Origin of the sequence: Anaerobutyricum hallii DSM 3353 (assembly GCF_000173975.1) — a bacterium.
GTDB lineage: Bacteria > Bacillota > Clostridia > Lachnospirales > Lachnospiraceae > Anaerobutyricum > Anaerobutyricum hallii.
Genome location: NZ_ACEP01000064.1, coordinates 166,859 through 182,835, shown reverse-complemented (window position 1 = coordinate 182,835; position 15,977 = coordinate 166,859). Strand labels below are relative to the sequence as shown.

Sequence of the window (15,977 nt, the reverse complement as noted above, 5' to 3'; positions counted from 1 at the left end):
TATTTTTCTTTATTTATTATTGTTGGTTTTATATATAAACTACTCTAACTTAATTTAAACTAGAGCGTGTTTGAAAAATGCTTTCTGTAAAGCGGGTTGTGAAGGTTGTGTATATCTACAATTTATTATGTAAAATTCCTGTTTACCCTCTGATTTATCTTATCAAATCCATCCAAAATGTTCACAAGCCTTTTTAATTCCATCATATTTAAGATACCGCCTCGCTTATTATCCGGCTGGAACATCAGATATTCTGGTTCAAAACGAAGATGACCTACGAGATTTTTCGAAATAAAGTATCTTTCATATAAACATCTTTTGTATCATCCATGACAAGACACCAGCCATAGCCAATGTAAAGTTTTCTGCCTTGTAATGTGCCCTTCCAGTTGCGATTGCCACAAAATGCCCGTTCTCTTCTAATCGCTGTAACACTTCTTTTGCGCTTGGAACAATCTCTCCCGTTGCACGGTCTGTCAACGTTCCATCAATATCAAAAAATAAATATTTCTTTTCCATATCTTTTCTCCTCTTTTTCCTGTATCTTCCTACTTTACAAAGTAAATAATAGATTTGCGTACATACTATACAATGACAACATTATTTTTTATACATTTTTTATCTATTTCAAGTTGCAAGTCAGCACAATTTTTCATTATACTGCGATACCAAAAGAGATGCAAGCTTTCCTGCACCCCTTTCCTTGTTCTTTTTCCCATTCAATTTTCTATTCAAATGGGTAAATCATTCCCCACTGTTTTCTAATGTCTGTCAATACACTCATAACATCACGGCTGTAAGTCAGATATTCTTCACTTCCGCCATTTAAGACATAGTTCTGCATATCTTCTACTTCATAATCCAGTGCATAGGCTGCCTCTCCTGCCTCAATTGTCTCTGTATGACCATCATTAGTATAAACAATAGTTGCCTTATCTCCTCTTGGATAATTATAAATCTCAATAAATCCGTCCTCACAGGCAACAACACCCCTTTTTGGCTGTTTCGCACGCATCGTAAGTGCCATAACTGCCATCTGACCGTCTGGATTTCTAAGAATGATTCCTGAAGTCTCATCTACACCTGTCTCAAAATAATTTGCCGTTGTGAGAATGCTATTTGGTTTACTCTTCATGAAAAATCTCGAAAAACTCGTCGCATACACACCGATATCTAATAAAGCTCCACCGGCTAATTCTTTGGAGAAAAAGCGATTTGTCACATCGTATTCTTTGCAGCTTCCAAAGTTTACCTGAATCATTTTTACAGGGCCAAGCTTTCCGCTGTCCACGATTTCTTTCATCTTTTTAAAGACAGGCATATGATATAATGTCATGCCGTCACAAATAACAAGATTCTTTTTTTTGGCAAGTTTCACTGCTTCTTCAAGCTGTGTATCATTTACTGTAATTGCCTTTTCACAAAAAACGTGTTTTCCACTCTGTAATGCCTTCATTAAGAATTCATAATGGGAATTATGCGGTGTTGCAATATAAACAATATCAATATTCTCATCGTCGAACATTTCATCTGCACTGCCGTAAGCATTTTTTACATCAAATTCTTCTGCATATTTTTCTGCGCTTTCCATACTTGTCGCACAGCAGGCATAAATCTCACCATTGACACGTTTTAAAGCCTCACCCATCTCATGGGCAATCCAGCCTGTTCCAAGCATTCCCCAGTTTAATTTTTTCATTATATATTCAACTTCCTTTCTGCCAATTTATATTCTTTATAACTCAACTCATTTGCTTTAAACCATATTAGATATAAATTCTTTCCTGTTTTTATCTTTTTGTTATTCTGAATTATAGCGTATTTGAAAAATACTTTCTGTAAATTACACATGCATATTATTAAATACTTTTTCAAACACTCTCTACTCTTAATATCTCATTATTTTTCGATGACTTTTACTTCATCCCCGCACACACAAAGAGCAAATGCTACCACATCAATAAATAATGCTGTCTCCACCACTCCAGTAAGCTGCTTTAACTTCTGATGAAGTTCTTCTGGTTTTCCTGCAAATGCGGCTACATTAGAAAAATCAGTATCCATTATATAATTTCCATTATCACTAATAACAAAACCCGCTTTGGCACCACTCTTTCGCATTACTGCCTTTCCACCAAGCTTTTCTATCTGTGCCTGCACATAGTTTCTGCTCTGTGGAATCACTTCTAATGTCACAGAATCTTTTAACGGTAATGTATCATAAAACTTAGATTCATCAATTAACAAAACATATTTTTCTGCCATGGATGCAATAATTTTTTCCTTTGTATGAATCGCGCCATTCGCTTTCAGCGCATTTAACTCTTTATCAAGCTCATCACAACCATCGAAAGCAATGTTGATATGAGCTGTCATTTCCAGTGATAATACCATAAGTCCTAAGTTTTTACAAAGTTCTGCTGTATCATCAGATGGAGTTACTACCGTTATTTTTCTCTCCTCTTTGGCAAGATACTCTGCTAAATATCCTATGGTAGAACCACCGCCAAGTCCGATACACATGCCGTCTTTTATATATTTTAGTGCTTCTTTGGCACATAATTGTTTCATGTTCATTATTCTGTCTCCTTTTTCTGTCACCTGTTTTAAAGCATGTTTTATTTATTTTCTCATTTATTCTTTATCCATAAATCGTAACTCTTCATATTATATAGAATAAATTTTCAAAAATAGTTTTCTATATATTATATCTTTTAATGCCTTCTCTTTTTTTCTTCTACATTTTCTGGTAAAGGTTTCTTTAAGAAAGAAAGTACCAGACAGCCAACTAACGCTCCAATAAAATGTCTTTGGAGCGGTAATAATAAAACAAAGCTTTACATCCTGTCCATCTGGCGCATCATAATTCACACCATTCTTTACAGTAATCGCTGCAATCCCCGGTGCCATTATCGAATCCAACTGTGCATGTGGAATCGCAATCTCATCTCCGATTGCCGTTGTTCCAAGACTCTCTCTTAATAAAATACCCTGCTTGTACTCTTCCTTATCTGGAATAATTCCTGACTGACTGATTAAATCTACAAGATAATCAATTATCTCCTCTTTTGACTGCACATCGACTTGCAGTGCAATACTGCTTTTTCGTAGTAACTCAGTGATCCTCATAACATTCTCCCCTTTAATCTTGAATCTTTCTGCTAGTCTTTCACAAAACGTAAAGAAATATATTTTCTTATTTATTTTATTTTGTGAAAATCAATTTCGTAATTGTACTATATCACGATATTTAATTTTCGTCAATATATTTTTCAAGAAAATTATTTTATTACTATTCAATTCATTAAGCAAACTACAGACGAAGCCATTGCCCACTTCTGCCTTCTCCCCCAAATCCCCACAACCATTATTTAATTCAATCAAAATCCAGCCAAATACAGCCCAGGAAGAGAACCGTTACCCTATATTTGTGGCCTCGGAGCAAGGTTTAGATGCGAGCGTATAAAGCGAGCATTTAAACCGCCGCGACTAAAGTCACAAATATAGGGTATCGGTTCTCTTCCCGGGCGTCTGTCTCTTAATGAATTAAATAGTAATTGAATCCATTTTGTGATATAGTTAAGTGTAAATTATATAATTAGGAGCAAAATCAATGGAAAAATCAGTTTTAGATACAATCTGTGCCTCTTTAGACACTTTTTTTGAATCAGAAAGAAAAATAGGTACTTACATCATACAACATACCGCTAAAGTCGTTGACATGACCGTTGGAGAATTAGCACAGGCATGTGGTGTCAGTGATGCTTCGGTTTCCCGCTTTTGTAAAAAAATAGATATGAAAGGTTTTCATCACCTTAAAATTACTCTTGCAAAAGAGATTTCCGAAAGGGGAAAAGAGGAAGAAGAAGTATCCAACCGTATTTCTGTCAATGATATCGGTCAGTCTTTGAAAAATATTTTAGCCAATAAAGTGACGGAAATCACACAAACAGTTTCTATGATGGATACCAAACAACTTCATGAAATTTTAGACAAGTTAAATACTGCAAAGACGGTACAATTTTTTGCAGTTGGTAATACTATTCCCGTTGCGATTGACGGGGCTTTTAAGTTAAATCAGATTGGGATTCCTGCTGTGTCCGGCACAATCTGGGAGACACAGATTGGTTATACTTATAATATGATGGCAGATGATGTTGTTATTGCTATTTCAAACTCTGGTGAATCCACCGCCGTTCTTCGTGCATTAGAGGCCGCCAGAAGTGCCGGTGCTACTACCATTTCTATAACAAATAGCGAGAAATCGAGTGCTGCACAGCTTAGTGATTATCACATTACAACGGCAACCCGTGAAAAGTTATTTCTTGATGGCTATTGTTTTTCACGGGTATCTGCAACGACTGTAATAGAGATTTTATATCTTTTCCTAACTTCGATGAGAAAGGATGCTTATAAAAGTGTGGTACGGCATGAACAGGCTATTGCGTTTACGAAATTATAAATAAATAGACCATATTTGTGTCCTTATGTGCAAGCTCAAGAACGCATCGGTATTCTTTTTTTTATTTTCCCATTGCTGTACTACTTCTTTCTCTTTTTTAGTAAAGTTCCTAGTAAAATCAGTGCTATTAGAAGCGCTGCTATTAGAACAAAGAGTATCATAGAATCTGTCTGAACACTTTCTCTTTTTTTAGGTTTTGTTACAGATTTAGAGGAAGTGTTTTCGACTGTATTTGAGAATTCTTCTGAACTTTTTTCCTGACTTTCTGACTCAGAGATAACATCCGTTTTCGCCTCTGGAGCAGACTTTTCCGTAGTCTGCTCCTGTTTTTCGGCCTTTGCAGTTGTAGTATCCGTATTAGCGGATTTCTCTTCGGTTTCTTTTTTTGAAGATGAATAATATGTTTTGTAACTGATTTTATTATGTTTACAGTTGCCATCTATGATATGAACAATCTTTTCTTTATAATTTTCTAATGGACTTTCTGCTTTCTTCCCATCTTCTGTGGTCAGCTGATAATATCTTGCAATCCCTTTTGCGTCTGCTTCTGCCAGTGCTTTTAACTTTGCATCACTGCTTAAATAGTTTTCAAAATCTGAATCATCATCTACAAAAGCGTGCTCCACCAAAACAGTAGGAATATCTTTTAATACACCTCCGCGGATGATTGCATAATAATCTGCCAGTTCTCCATTCTCATATTTTTCATTGGCCTCGGAATCCCGGAGTAAAATTCCCTGGTTCTCTATTCCAAGTGCTGATAGTTCATTTAAAATATTGCAGGCAAGTTTTTGTTCCTCATCTGCAAGTTCCTGCTTATAGCCATCTTTTGCCGCAAGAACTGTACAACCGTTATCATAAGCTGCACAGTCTCCTGTTGCATTATTATGAATACTCACCATAAGATCTGCATTCTTATCTACGCTATATTGCGTGCGGTCAGTAAGACTCACATCATAGTCACCATCTCTTGTTAAAGATACGGTAACCCCTTTATACTTTTCTAATGCCTCTTTTAAATACTGCGCGATTTTTAAATTCAAAGTCTTTTCTTCTACCGTCCCTCTCTGTGTCCCGGACTGGATGCCTCCGTGTCCGGGATCAATGACGATGCATAAATCTTTTTTGGGAGATGTCTGCCTTGCCTTTACAGAAAGTGGGAAAATACACAAAGAAAAAATCAAGCCGTATAAAAAAACTCTAGAAAAATAGTTCGTTTTTATTATCGTTTTCATCATAATTATTGCTTCTTTCCTTCGTCTTCAAAATTTCTGAAACTTCTTGGCTTACTAGCTTTACTAAAAGAACAGCCTCGATATATGGTTTCCATAATATAGTCTTCCTGATTATAATCGTTATTAAGATCGGGATCTACATAATGAAACTTAAAAATATAATTTTTAGCGTTCTCATTTCTTATAAAATAATAAAATGCCTCGTTTGTATTAGCCACATATTGTCCTGCTATTACTTGATGATCTTCCCATTTAGGATCATATTTTATAGCATGAACCTCATTTTGTGTTTTGTTATAAAATTTCTTTACATTTTCTTTTGCTGAACCTGAAGTATCTTCTTCATAAAATTCTAATGTCATTGATCCATCCGCAGAAGATAAATAATAACTGTTTGTCTCATCATCAGCCTCGGAATAAGCAAAAACAGATTTAGGATATAAAAAATTAAAATCTGGTGCATAATATCTGTAAAAATCATCCACAGTCTGCAACCTCGATATCGTTTTTATTGATAGCCTTTCCTGATGTGTCTATAATCTTAATGTTGTTATCCATATCTACCGCAAAGGCTTTTCCATCCCTGAACTCGCCAATGCTTTTATATTTTGATGTGCTCTGTCCATCTTCAATGTTATAAATAACTTTGAATCCATCATCCATCTGCATATCTGCTATGATATTTTTATCGGATACTGCTTTAATCAGTTTAAGACTTCCCTTTACTGTACTGTCTTTATCCTTTACCCATTCTTCCTCTGGAAGAATATCCTGTGTCTTTTCATCTTTTTCATACACTTCAATATTCTGGTCTGTCTCTAAATTACCTGTCAGCTGCGTTGTATACTTTTGTACTGCATAGTGGGTATCTCCAACCTTTACGGCAAGACTATTTTTCTTCTTATCTAAAAGACTGTTTTCTTCTAACTTTACTAAGGTATTATCCTTCTCATTACGAATGTCTTCTTTCCCCCAGAAAACAGTATCTGAAATAACAGAATAACTTCCAGAACCTGTAAGCTGTTTCTTTTGTTCCTTTCCCTTTAAATCATAGAGATATGTTGTATTTCCGTTATATCCGGCTGCAATGGTATTTCCATTACTGTATTCGGATACTTTTTCAAAATTTAAAGGAACTAATGGATTCTCATCATAATCTACAATTCCCCAGTTTTTGTTTTGCTTTACCTTTATGTACTGATACTGCATGGTATCTTTCGGAAACTCCATCTCACTGTAGTCAAAACCAACCGCTTTTTCCCCTTCACGATCAAGCAGACCGTACTCTCCTTTTTGATTTTTCGCGATAAAATATCCGTTTGCTCCGGCAACCACCTGATATTCTGTCTCAAAATCATACTTTTTCTCTGCCTGAACATTGAGCTGGCTTGTACACATCACTGCTGTAAGAAGAAATACTCCCACTTTCTTACATAAACTAAATCTTTTTCTCATATTTTTTCCCCTCGTGTCTGTTACTTTGTTTCTATTTTAAAATAATTAAAGATTATTTCAAATATTTTTATTCATATTTTTTTATCAAGTCGATATTTTTCTTTTCTATCTGGCTAAGCTCATTCTTTTCATCAAAATCAGATGGCTCAATTGTTCCTGAATACCAGCTTTTTTTATCAAAATAGATTTGGAGATCTGCACTGTCAAACTTTCTGTGATGACGGGCATAAATCTCATTCCTTGCTATCCTTAACTTACCTTTAGATAGTCCGCTAAGATCAGAATCTGTAAGTTCCCTGATACTGCTATCTGAAATAATATACCCATCATCTGTACTGGATGTTCCTGAGGATGTACTTGCTGTCAGTGTTCCATCTTCTGCTTTCTTTAAGAGCTCTACATTGGCCTTCTCATACTCATTAAAAACATCCTCATCAAAATCGGATGGTGCGACGGTTCCATGATACCACTGCTGCGAATCAAAATATGCCTGGATTTTCTGATTATCAAACTTTCTATTATGGCGGGCATAAATCTCATTCTTCGCAAGCTTTGTATCCCATGCACTTAATCTAAGTACTTCTTCTTTTGTAAGTTTCCTGGAATTACTATCTGAGAAAATAAACGTATTGTCCATTGCGGCTGTTGTCGTGTTCTGACTTTGTGTTGCAGCTGTTGTTGCTACAGTTGCCTGTGTTGTTGCGGCTGTTGTAGCCTGTGTCTCCTCTGTCGCTGCCTGCGTTGTTGCTTCTGCTACTGCCTGGGTGGAACTTTTCGTGCTGTTATTGTCCTTTTGAGAGCTACTCTTTTTTCCACTAACCACAAATAAAATAACAACAAACACAATGGCTGCTACTGCGATAAGAAGGGCAATAATTACTTCTTTTGTCAGTCCCCCACGATTTTTCCTTCCCGGATCCCCCTGATAGCCTCCGCCCATATTAGGATTCCACTGACTGTTTGGATTCATATTGTTCCAGTTTTGCTGGGAATTATCTGGATTCCAACCTGGCTGCTGACTATTTCCCGGATTCCAACCCGACTGCGAGTTATTAGGGTTCCAGCTATTTTGTGAAGAATTCCTGGCATTCCAGCCTGACTGCAGGTTATTTCCTGTGTTCCACCCACCATTTTGGCTGTTATTTCTTTCTCTGTATCCCATACTTTCTCTCCTTTTTAATTTTCTTTTTATTCGCTAAAATTGTTACTATAAAAATACCATTTTATAGTAATTTTTGCAATAGTCTGAAAAAAACCAAACAATTTTTATTAATAAAATTGAAAAGATTTTCGTACATTGCAAAAAGGGCTTAAATGCGTGCTTTTCATACTTCTATTTTTACATACAATGCCATACCGTTTCATAACTTGACCCTTTTTGCCTCTTAAAATAAAAAAACTCTACCAACGACTACTATTATTTGTGAGGAAATATGCTGCTATATAACCTTTCCTTACTCTAATATATCGTATGGTAGAGTTTTCTTTTTTATTTAGTTAGACTTCCTATCCCCCAAACGGAATATACATCTATGAGGGTAGAAAATTTTAATCATATTGCCTTGTTGAATTACATTTAAAAAGGCAATCCTACCAATATGATGAATAATTAGATAAGTCCAAAAAGACTATCCCTTACTCCGCCTCCCAAAATTGCAAGAATAATTGCATATGTAATAATGTATAAAATCACAAACACAAAATAAGAATACATTTTCTTATCGGGTGACAAATGCACAACTTCTCCATAACTGAAAATACCAATTAAAAATGTATGGAGAATACTTATCCAAAAAACAAACAGACATAACATGATGCTTCCCTCTGTTCCAATCATAAGTAGGAAACTCTCTACAAGAAGATACGCTGTGCTCCATATAGCCTGTACTCCATAGAATGACAAAAGCTGTGCATATGTTATCTCCGCTCTGAAAAATACTCTTGCAGAAAGAAGCATTAAAGCTGCAAGTCCAAAATAGCTAAATGCTGCCATAAGTTCTACACCAATGATGATTCTTCCCCACGGCACATAGGCACCAAAACCAAATAGCTTATCTTTTGCAATCGCCATAACAATAACCGCTAATACAAGTAAAACAGCCATATTAATTAATATCATTGTCGTTCCGAGTATTGCGCTATTCATCTTGCCAAATTCTATCGCAGTATGTACTGGACGAATAAATATATCCCTGATTCTTGGAACGACAAACTGAAAAGAAGAAGCAAAATCGTTCCCAAGATTCTGTCCATTGAAACTTCTATTGTAGTGGTTGTCCATATTGTCAGCTATATAATCCGGTGAAACTGTTCCACGTTCTTCTTCTATAATACGAATCTGAAATACTGCTGTTCTTCCACCGGAACCTACACCAATAAATGCACCATCTCTGACCGGGCACTGTCCTCCCTGACCTTTCTTACCGATAAGCTGACCATTCACATAAGTTCCATGTGTACTTCCTGCATCAGAAACATAAACATTCGGCGGCACGACATCTATCACACACTGATGCCTTGAAATACTGTTATCTTCGGGTGCAGTTGTAACCATGCTGCCCTTTTCCCTTCCTAATGTAATCTGTCCGCTTCCATTAAATCGCCATTCCTTGCCGGTCATGATTCCGTCCGTACATTTGATAATAATCTTCATATTTTCCTTCCTGTATCGACAAATTATACACCTAATTCCTCAAGAAATGCCTCACATCCCTGAACAATATCATCATAAGTCACATCAAAATTACCAGTATACCACGGGTCTGCAATATCCCTCTTAACCCCTGCATATTCTAATAGCAGATGTACCTTGTGCTTTGGATCATGACCAATGATCCTCTTTACATTATTGATATTCCACTGATCCATACACAACAGATAATCATAGGTAGTATAATCTTCTTTGGTAAGCTGTACCGCCGCACGCTTTTTATGAGGTATCCCCATCTCATCAAGCTTCGCTCTTGCACCCGGATGCAGAGAATTACCAATTTCCTCCCTGCTCGTTGCACAGGAAGCAATAAGGAACGAATCCTCCATTCCCTTTTTTTTCACCATATCCTTTAAAATAAATTCCGCCATTGGTGATCTGCAGATATTGCCATGGCATATCATCAAGACTTTAATCATATGCTCCACCCCTCTTTCTTTTTAAATCTATTTTACCATAAATTCTGGGGTTTTTGTAATTTTTTCAAAGATTCTATTTCTGATGGAGATTAATTTATTCAATTAGATATGAAAATGTATTTCTTCTGTTTCCATTATATTTTTTAAGACTCATATTTCGGAGCTATCTGTGTTGTCCATTCAAATATCTTATTTAACACCTTATCCACAAGAACCGTATAAATAGAAGCAAATACATTGGCTCCAATACGAAGCACAACCGCTCCTGTCATTCCAAATAACCCAGAAGCAATGGACAACGCACCAAAGGTATTAAACACGGTCTGCCACGCGTAACCTGCAGAATATCCCACTCCAATTCCACCAATAATTCCGATATATGGGTACATTGATTTTGGAAGAACAATATAAAGTACCACAAAAATGAGGGAACCTAAGATATTATAAGGCCCTCTTAATTTAGCCCTTGCAACTAAATCACTGGAAAATGGCAGACATACAGACATACAGGCAATTCCTGCCCACATCGCTCTTGGTAATCCTAATAAAGACATAATGAGTAATGCGGTAGAAACCATTACTGTCAGTCGAATATACCACCAGTTTCTTGCAGAATGAAGATTAAATTCTCTGAACAAATCAAGAAATGTCCGGCGATATGGCCGATTCCTCTGATTCTTATAAAATACTGCCATGCAGATAGCCATTCCAATGAGTAAACTTATTACTCGCATACTATACTCTTCTCCAGTAACATCATATCCCTGTAATAATAAATATCCTAATACAAATGTTGAATGATTAGACATGATCACATTATGGCAGCCTAAAATCATCAGTAACATAATACAAACAAGATTTACAAAAAATGCAGGTATCGGGGCTAAAGTGTTTGTAAATCTCGGCCCTATGATAAGAATCCCGAAAATTCCTGCAATACACAAAAGACCATGTGTTGTTTTAATTCCGAAATCCGCCTGTCTTAATACAAGCAATGCTAAGAGAACAACAACTCCTGCAACACTGTTTCCAGAACCAAATACTGCGCTAAACAGCGTTACTAAAGCAAAGCAGAAAGCCACAACAAGGTATACCTTAACATTATAAATTAGGATGTGCCTTCTCTTTTCCTTCGGGTCTGTTGTCTTTTTGATCAATTCTTTTGAACCAGTTGAGCTAAGTTGCAGCTCTTGATAAAATGTCATAAATTTCCCACCTTTTCTCTTTTCATAAAATGAATTTATCGTCAAAGTGGAATACAATATACCTCAAGCTACTCTAATTGTCAAGCATATTAAATCAAAGAATTTTGGCATAACCATCATAAATTCTCATATCTTTGTCTGAATTGGGTTATAAATATAGCTAAATTGAACTAAATAAATTTACATAATTATACAATTCTATTCGTAGGTAGTAGGTAGTCCTAGTATCTTTTTAGTACTTCTCAGAAAAAGAAAAAAGCCCTAGAGCCACTATTTAAGCGGCTTTAGGGCTTTTAAAATATGTTCAAAAATTAGTTGTTGATTAACTGGTCTTCATCACTCCAGCTGTACAGCTTACGGATATCTGCACCAACTTTTTCTGATGGATGCTCAGAAGCAAGTTTTCTCATAGCTTTGAAGTGTACCTGAGATCCAGCATCAGACATATCAAGTAAGAAGTCTTTTGCGAATGTACCATCCTGAATATCAGAAAGAATCTGTTTCATTGCTTTCTTTGTCTCAGCTGTTACGATCTTAGGACCTGTGATGTAGTCACCGTATTCAGCTGTATTAGAGATAGAATATCTCATTCCAGCGAAACCTGACTGGTAGATTAAATCTACGATTAACTTCATCTCATGGATACATTCGAAGTATGCGTTACGTGGGTCATAACCAGCTTCGCAAAGTGTTTCGAAACCAGCCTGCATAAGAGCACAAACACCACCACAAAGTACTGCCTGCTCACCAAATAAGTCAGTTTCTGTCTCTGTTCTGAATGTTGTTTCAAGAAGACCTGCTCTTGCTCCACCGATACCAGCACCATAAGCTAATGCAAGTTCCTGAGCTTTTCCTGTGTAATCCTGCTCTACAGCAACTAGACAAGGTGTTCCTTTTCCTGCTAAGTACTCAGAACGTACTGTATGACCTGGAGCCTTAGGAGCGATCATTGTTACATCAACGTTTGCAGGTGGTACGATACATCCGAAGTGAATGTTGAAACCATGAGCGAACATTAACATATTACCTTCTTCAAGGTTTGGCTCAATACTTTCTTTGTAAAGTTTTGCCTGTTTCTCATCGTTGATTAAGATCATGATGATGTCAGCCTGTTTTGCAGCCTCTGCTGCTGTATAAACTTTTAATCCCTGCTTTTCAGCTTTAGCCCAGGATTTACTTCCCTCATAAAGACCAACGATAACATCACAGCCAGATTCTTTTAAGTTTAATGCATGAGCATGTCCCTGGCTACCGTATCCGATAATCGCAATTTTTTTTCCATCCAATAAAGATAAATCACAATCTTCCTGATAAAAAATTTTTGCTGCCATTTTTGTTTCCTCCTGTAAAAATTATAAAAATAAATGTATTCAATTATCAAAATTGATTTTATCTCTTCTGATAAGAATTTCAATCGTTATAATACTCCTCTTTATAGGAGAAATCAAGGGATATTTGATTATTTTTTTAAAAATTTTCTTAAAAAATGAATCAACTTACCGGTTTTCCTGCATTTATTTTAAAAAAACGCCTTTTTCCCGTAAAAAAAGAAAGGATAAATGCATATCCTTTCTTTAATAGTAAAAAATTATAGTTATTGCTCTTATTTCAAACTACAGTATATTATTATATTAAAATCAATTCAGTGTACTTACGCCTCTTCCAAGCCCAGTAATTCCTGTACGAACCATTTCAAGGACTTCAAAGTCTGCCATAAGATTTAAAAAGGCATCTAGTTTGTTCTGGTTACCAGTAAGCTCAATCATAAGGGAGTTAGCAGCTACGTCAACAACCTTTGCGCGGAAAATATCTGCAATCGCAATAATCTCCTGTTTTTCTTTCTTATCTGCCATCACTTTCACAAGGACAAGCTCGCGACATACAGAATGGCTGTTCTCAAGTTCTACGATTTTACGAACTTCAACCAGCTTGGCAATCTGATTACGAATCTGCTCAAGAATCTGGTTATCCCCACTTACTGCTACTGTAATACGGGTATACTTCGGATCGTTCGTGATTCCCGCCGTAATGCTGTCGATATTATATCCACGACGGCTGAACAGAGCAGCAACTCTTGCTAACACTCCCGGGTTATTATCTACTAAAAGAGATAAAACAATCTGTCTCATAATACTTTCCTCCACTAACATAAATTAATATGTAGAGATACCCTCCGTCTTCTCCGGATAGTATCCTTTTATAAATTTATCGTTACCAACTCCATAAGAATCATTGATTCCCGGATCTTCTCCAATACCAAAAACAAAGTACTGTAACGCCTTTTTATTTGCTTCGTAGTCTACCTGCATTACCCATGCTCCATTGCCACTAAGACGTCCTTCTGTATAAGAGCCTTCATATGGAATACGGAACTGTTCTACTTCGGTCGCTCCCATTGTGATCACTGAAGTTAAAAGACTTCTTATCTGCTTTTCCGTAAGGTCTGTTGTAACATATTTTAATGCTTTCATGCAGATATTTGTAATTGTCATAACATCTTCGCTCTTTAATTCATTAAATACAGAAATAAGAATCTTACGCTGACGATCTGTTCGTCCAAACTCTCCAGTAATATCCTGACGGATTCGGCAGTATGCCAATGCCTGATATGGTGTAAGCATATTCTCCCCTGCCTTTACATTCTTTTCTCCATGTTTTGAATTTACATAAGCAGTCTTCAAGAAATAAGCTTCTGCCTCAGTGAGATCCATTGGAACACCGCCGATCAAGTCAACTACCTCACGGAAGGCTTCCATGTCTACTTCCACATAGCCATCAAGCTTAATGCCAAATGTTTCTGCAATAGTCTCATACTCAAGCTGTACACCACCGTAAGAATAAGCTGCATTAAACTTATGGTATCCATATCCTGGAATATCAATATACATATCTCTCATAAGAGACGTAAGCTTTAACTTACCATTCTTCAAATCTATCGTTGCGATCATAGTCGAATCCGAACGTCCGGCTTCTGTCTCATCGGAACGCTTGTCACAGCCAATCAGTAAAATATTGACTACATCCTGATCATACTCAAGATCTGCATCTACGACATCCGCGTTCTTCAATGCTGTCTTTGTATCTGTCGTAATCGTATTCGTTGCTGCTTTATAATAGGCTGCCACCGCTCCTCCAGCTGCTGAAGCAACAAAAGCTACTGTAAGAAGAAAGCACATAAGCACCTGCGCAATTCTCCGGCCTGCTCTTCCACGTTTGCGGGCCTTTTTCGCTTTTTTGGCTTCTTTTTTGTCTATATTTTTGTTTTTATCTGTCTCTTTCAAACTTTAAAACCTCCTGTACAAAAAAACTCTTTTTATACATTATACTAATTTTTCCTCTATTGCAAGTCAAAATTTCTTAAAGTTTATTTAAACTATTTCGAATTCTTTTGCAAAATGATGTCTGTAATACCTTCTTTTTGCAAATATGATATCTTGCTATGCTAAAGCGTGTTTGAAAAATCATTCCTGCAATCTGCATTCCCCAATTTTTATTTCCAATACCACGGGTTAAGAGAAATCTTAAGAATCCACTTTTTCGGAAGTTTTTTATAGTTTTTTCCAAGACGATATCCAATATACTTTGCACCATTTTGTGTAATGATCTTTGGAATATAATAAAATTGTCCCTTTTTAATAAAGTGTTTTAACGTCATCTTAACCAGACGGATTCCTTCAGATTCAGACTTCACCTGAGTAAAAAGCCCGCCGGCATCTACCTGGGATACCGCAAGATCAAAATTTCTCTTTAACTGATCCTTCGCGGTATAATTATGCCAGTGCCATACTTTTGCATCTGCCGCATAGGCAATCTTCTTTCCTGCTTCAATAAGATGAGAAGCAAAAATCATATCCTCATTAAATATCGTATGCAGAGGGAATCCTCCAAGCGCATTATATTCTGACTTGCGGTATGCCGCACAGACATTAGAACAGAAAAATGTCTTAATTCCAAGCTTCGGCAAATCTTCTTTACTCTTAATCCTGCTTTCTTTTGGATAATTAAAAATTCTTGTGTACGCCTCAACTGGATTATCCTTTTTATCTGCCATTTGTCTGCCATATGCCGCACAGACTTCTTCATCTTCAAATGGCTTAATTAAATTCTCAATTAAATGTTCATCCGCAGGAATGGCATCCTGTGTCAAAAGAATCATAATCTCACCATCACACATTGCTGCTGCCTGGTTTCTGGTACCACCGTGATCAAATTCCGGCTTGGTGATATGGATAATCTCCCCCTGTTTTAACGTAGAAAACACCTTGCTATGAAAAAATTCTTCTTCCGTATTAATTAAAAGAATCCTCTGTGGCTGTACTGTCTGTCTTTTTAGCATACGAAGACATTTTTCTAACTTTTCATCTGGATGATATGTCGGAATAATGACATCAATTTTTCGTGTCTCGCTCATTCTTATCTCCCTTTTTAATTTTATATACTCGTAGAATCTTTTTGTACTGATTTTACATGAAAACCGGGTGCAGCCGACAA

The 15,977-nt window shown here is 36.5% G+C and carries 17 protein-coding genes; 1 reads left to right on the top strand and 16 read right to left on the bottom strand.

What is annotated here, in order from left to right; all coding sequences use genetic code 11:
• Positions 1-303: 303 nt before the first annotated feature.
• From EUBHAL_RS16155 to EUBHAL_RS06380, 4 genes are all read right to left on the bottom strand, one after another.
• Complete coding sequence (locus tag EUBHAL_RS16155; protein WP_005346686.1) at positions 304-519, bottom strand: HAD hydrolase family protein; 216 nt, start codon at positions 517-519, stop codon at positions 304-306.
• Between the two features lie 208 nt (positions 520-727).
• Positions 728-1,699 (bottom strand): Gfo/Idh/MocA family protein, encoded by a 972-nt coding sequence (locus EUBHAL_RS06390; RefSeq protein ID WP_005346682.1) that lies wholly within the window; start codon positions 1,697-1,699, stop codon positions 728-730.
• Positions 1,700-1,899: 200 nt separating this feature from the next.
• On the bottom strand, positions 1,900-2,577 hold the full coding sequence (gene rpiA / locus EUBHAL_RS06385; RefSeq protein WP_044922224.1) for a ribose 5-phosphate isomerase A: 678 nt from the start codon (positions 2,575-2,577) through the stop codon (positions 1,900-1,902).
• 90 nt (positions 2,578-2,667) lie between these two features.
• On the bottom strand, positions 2,668-3,129 hold the full coding sequence (locus EUBHAL_RS06380; RefSeq protein ID WP_005346675.1) for a PTS sugar transporter subunit IIA: 462 nt from the start codon (positions 3,127-3,129) through the stop codon (positions 2,668-2,670).
• A gap of 484 nt (positions 3,130-3,613) precedes the next feature.
• Here EUBHAL_RS06380 and EUBHAL_RS06375 point away from each other — a divergent pair, with 484 nt between their 5' ends.
• Complete coding sequence (locus tag EUBHAL_RS06375; protein ID WP_005346674.1) at positions 3,614-4,462, top strand: MurR/RpiR family transcriptional regulator; 849 nt, start codon at positions 3,614-3,616, stop codon at positions 4,460-4,462.
• An 80-nt stretch (positions 4,463-4,542) separates the two neighbouring features.
• On the opposite strand, the gene EUBHAL_RS14755 is transcribed toward EUBHAL_RS06375, so the two are convergent.
• The 12 genes from EUBHAL_RS14755 to EUBHAL_RS06320 form a co-directional block, all read right to left on the bottom strand.
• Positions 4,543-5,700 (bottom strand): N-acetylmuramoyl-L-alanine amidase, encoded by a 1,158-nt coding sequence (locus tag EUBHAL_RS14755; RefSeq protein WP_005346672.1) that lies wholly within the window; start codon positions 5,698-5,700, stop codon positions 4,543-4,545.
• A 2-nt stretch (positions 5,701-5,702) separates the two neighbouring features.
• Positions 5,703-6,182: a hypothetical protein gene (locus EUBHAL_RS06365; protein ID WP_005346670.1), complete on the bottom strand. Its 480-nt coding sequence runs from the start codon at positions 6,180-6,182 to the stop codon at positions 5,703-5,705.
• Positions 6,175-7,152 (bottom strand): WG repeat-containing protein, encoded by a 978-nt coding sequence (locus EUBHAL_RS06360; protein ID WP_005346669.1) that lies wholly within the window; start codon positions 7,150-7,152, stop codon positions 6,175-6,177. Before EUBHAL_RS06360 ends, EUBHAL_RS06365 begins: the two co-directional genes overlap by 8 nt.
• A 67-nt stretch (positions 7,153-7,219) precedes the next feature.
• The gene (locus EUBHAL_RS16150; protein ID WP_005346667.1) at positions 7,220-8,314 is read right to left on the bottom strand and encodes a YARHG domain-containing protein; all 1,095 of its coding nucleotides are present in this window, start codon (positions 8,312-8,314) and stop codon (positions 7,220-7,222) included.
• Between the two features lie 447 nt (positions 8,315-8,761).
• On the bottom strand, positions 8,762-9,805 hold the full coding sequence (locus tag EUBHAL_RS06350; protein WP_005346664.1) for an FHA domain-containing protein: 1,044 nt from the start codon (positions 9,803-9,805) through the stop codon (positions 8,762-8,764).
• A gap of 23 nt (positions 9,806-9,828) precedes the next feature.
• The gene (locus EUBHAL_RS06345) at positions 9,829-10,281 is read right to left on the bottom strand and encodes a low molecular weight protein-tyrosine-phosphatase (RefSeq protein WP_022170463.1); all 453 of its coding nucleotides are present in this window, start codon (positions 10,279-10,281) and stop codon (positions 9,829-9,831) included.
• A 143-nt stretch (positions 10,282-10,424) separates the two neighbouring features.
• Positions 10,425-11,486, bottom strand: coding sequence for an FUSC family protein (locus EUBHAL_RS06340; RefSeq protein WP_005346658.1), 1,062 nt, complete (start codon positions 11,484-11,486; stop codon positions 10,425-10,427).
• Positions 11,487-11,797: 311 nt separating this feature from the next.
• Entirely contained in the window at positions 11,798-12,817 is a 1,020-nt protein-coding gene (ilvC, locus tag EUBHAL_RS06335) for a ketol-acid reductoisomerase (RefSeq protein WP_005346657.1), read from the bottom strand.
• Between the two features lie 306 nt (positions 12,818-13,123).
• Positions 13,124-13,615 (bottom strand): acetolactate synthase small subunit, encoded by a 492-nt coding sequence (ilvN, locus tag EUBHAL_RS06330; protein ID WP_022170464.1) that lies wholly within the window; start codon positions 13,613-13,615, stop codon positions 13,124-13,126.
• A 24-nt stretch (positions 13,616-13,639) separates the two neighbouring features.
• On the bottom strand, positions 13,640-14,767 hold the full coding sequence (locus EUBHAL_RS06325) for an LCP family protein (protein ID WP_005346652.1): 1,128 nt from the start codon (positions 14,765-14,767) through the stop codon (positions 13,640-13,642).
• 76 nt (positions 14,768-14,843) lie between these two features.
• Positions 14,844-15,077 carry a DUF6783 domain-containing protein gene (locus tag EUBHAL_RS17210; RefSeq protein ID WP_353963098.1) on the bottom strand — a complete coding sequence of 78 codons (234 nt, stop codon included), beginning with the start codon at positions 15,075-15,077 and terminating at the stop codon, positions 14,844-14,846.
• Complete coding sequence (locus EUBHAL_RS06320; RefSeq protein ID WP_005346649.1) at positions 14,977-15,897, bottom strand: glycosyltransferase family 2 protein; 921 nt, start codon at positions 15,895-15,897, stop codon at positions 14,977-14,979. Before EUBHAL_RS06320 ends, EUBHAL_RS17210 begins: the two co-directional genes overlap by 101 nt.
• Between the last annotated feature and the right edge of the window lie 80 nt (positions 15,898-15,977).

Bases quoted from the DNA above. Each gene is read 5' to 3' on its own strand.
- EUBHAL_RS16155 (WP_005346686.1), bottom strand. From the start codon at position 519: ATGGAAAAGAAATATTTATTTTTTGATATTGATGGAACGTTGACAGAC.
- EUBHAL_RS06390 (WP_005346682.1), bottom strand. From the start codon at position 1,699: ATGAAAAAATTAAACTGGGGAATGCTTGGAACAGGCTGGATTGCCCAT.
- rpiA (WP_044922224.1), bottom strand. From the start codon at position 2,577: ATGAACATGAAACAATTATGTGCCAAAGAAGCACTAAAATATATAAAA.
- EUBHAL_RS06380 (WP_005346675.1), bottom strand. From the start codon at position 3,129: ATGAGGATCACTGAGTTACTACGAAAAAGCAGTATTGCACTGCAAGTC.
- EUBHAL_RS06375 (WP_005346674.1), top strand. From the start codon at position 3,614: ATGGAAAAATCAGTTTTAGATACAATCTGTGCCTCTTTAGACACTTTT.
- EUBHAL_RS14755 (WP_005346672.1), bottom strand. From the start codon at position 5,700: ATGATGAAAACGATAATAAAAACGAACTATTTTTCTAGAGTTTTTTTA.
- EUBHAL_RS06360 (WP_005346669.1), bottom strand. From the start codon at position 7,152: ATGAGAAAAAGATTTAGTTTATGTAAGAAAGTGGGAGTATTTCTTCTT.
- EUBHAL_RS16150 (WP_005346667.1), bottom strand. From the start codon at position 8,314: ATGGGATACAGAGAAAGAAATAACAGCCAAAATGGTGGGTGGAACACA.
- EUBHAL_RS06350 (WP_005346664.1), bottom strand. From the start codon at position 9,805: ATGAAGATTATTATCAAATGTACGGACGGAATCATGACCGGCAAGGAA.
- EUBHAL_RS06345 (WP_022170463.1), bottom strand. From the start codon at position 10,281: ATGATTAAAGTCTTGATGATATGCCATGGCAATATCTGCAGATCACCA.
- EUBHAL_RS06340 (WP_005346658.1), bottom strand. From the start codon at position 11,486: ATGACATTTTATCAAGAGCTGCAACTTAGCTCAACTGGTTCAAAAGAA.
- ilvC (WP_005346657.1), bottom strand. From the start codon at position 12,817: ATGGCAGCAAAAATTTTTTATCAGGAAGATTGTGATTTATCTTTATTG.
- ilvN (WP_022170464.1), bottom strand. From the start codon at position 13,615: ATGAGACAGATTGTTTTATCTCTTTTAGTAGATAATAACCCGGGAGTG.
- EUBHAL_RS17210 (WP_353963098.1), bottom strand. From the start codon at position 15,077: ATGGTGCAAAGTATATTGGATATCGTCTTGGAAAAAACTATAAAAAAC.
- EUBHAL_RS06320 (WP_005346649.1), bottom strand. From the start codon at position 15,897: ATGAGCGAGACACGAAAAATTGATGTCATTATTCCGACATATCATCCA.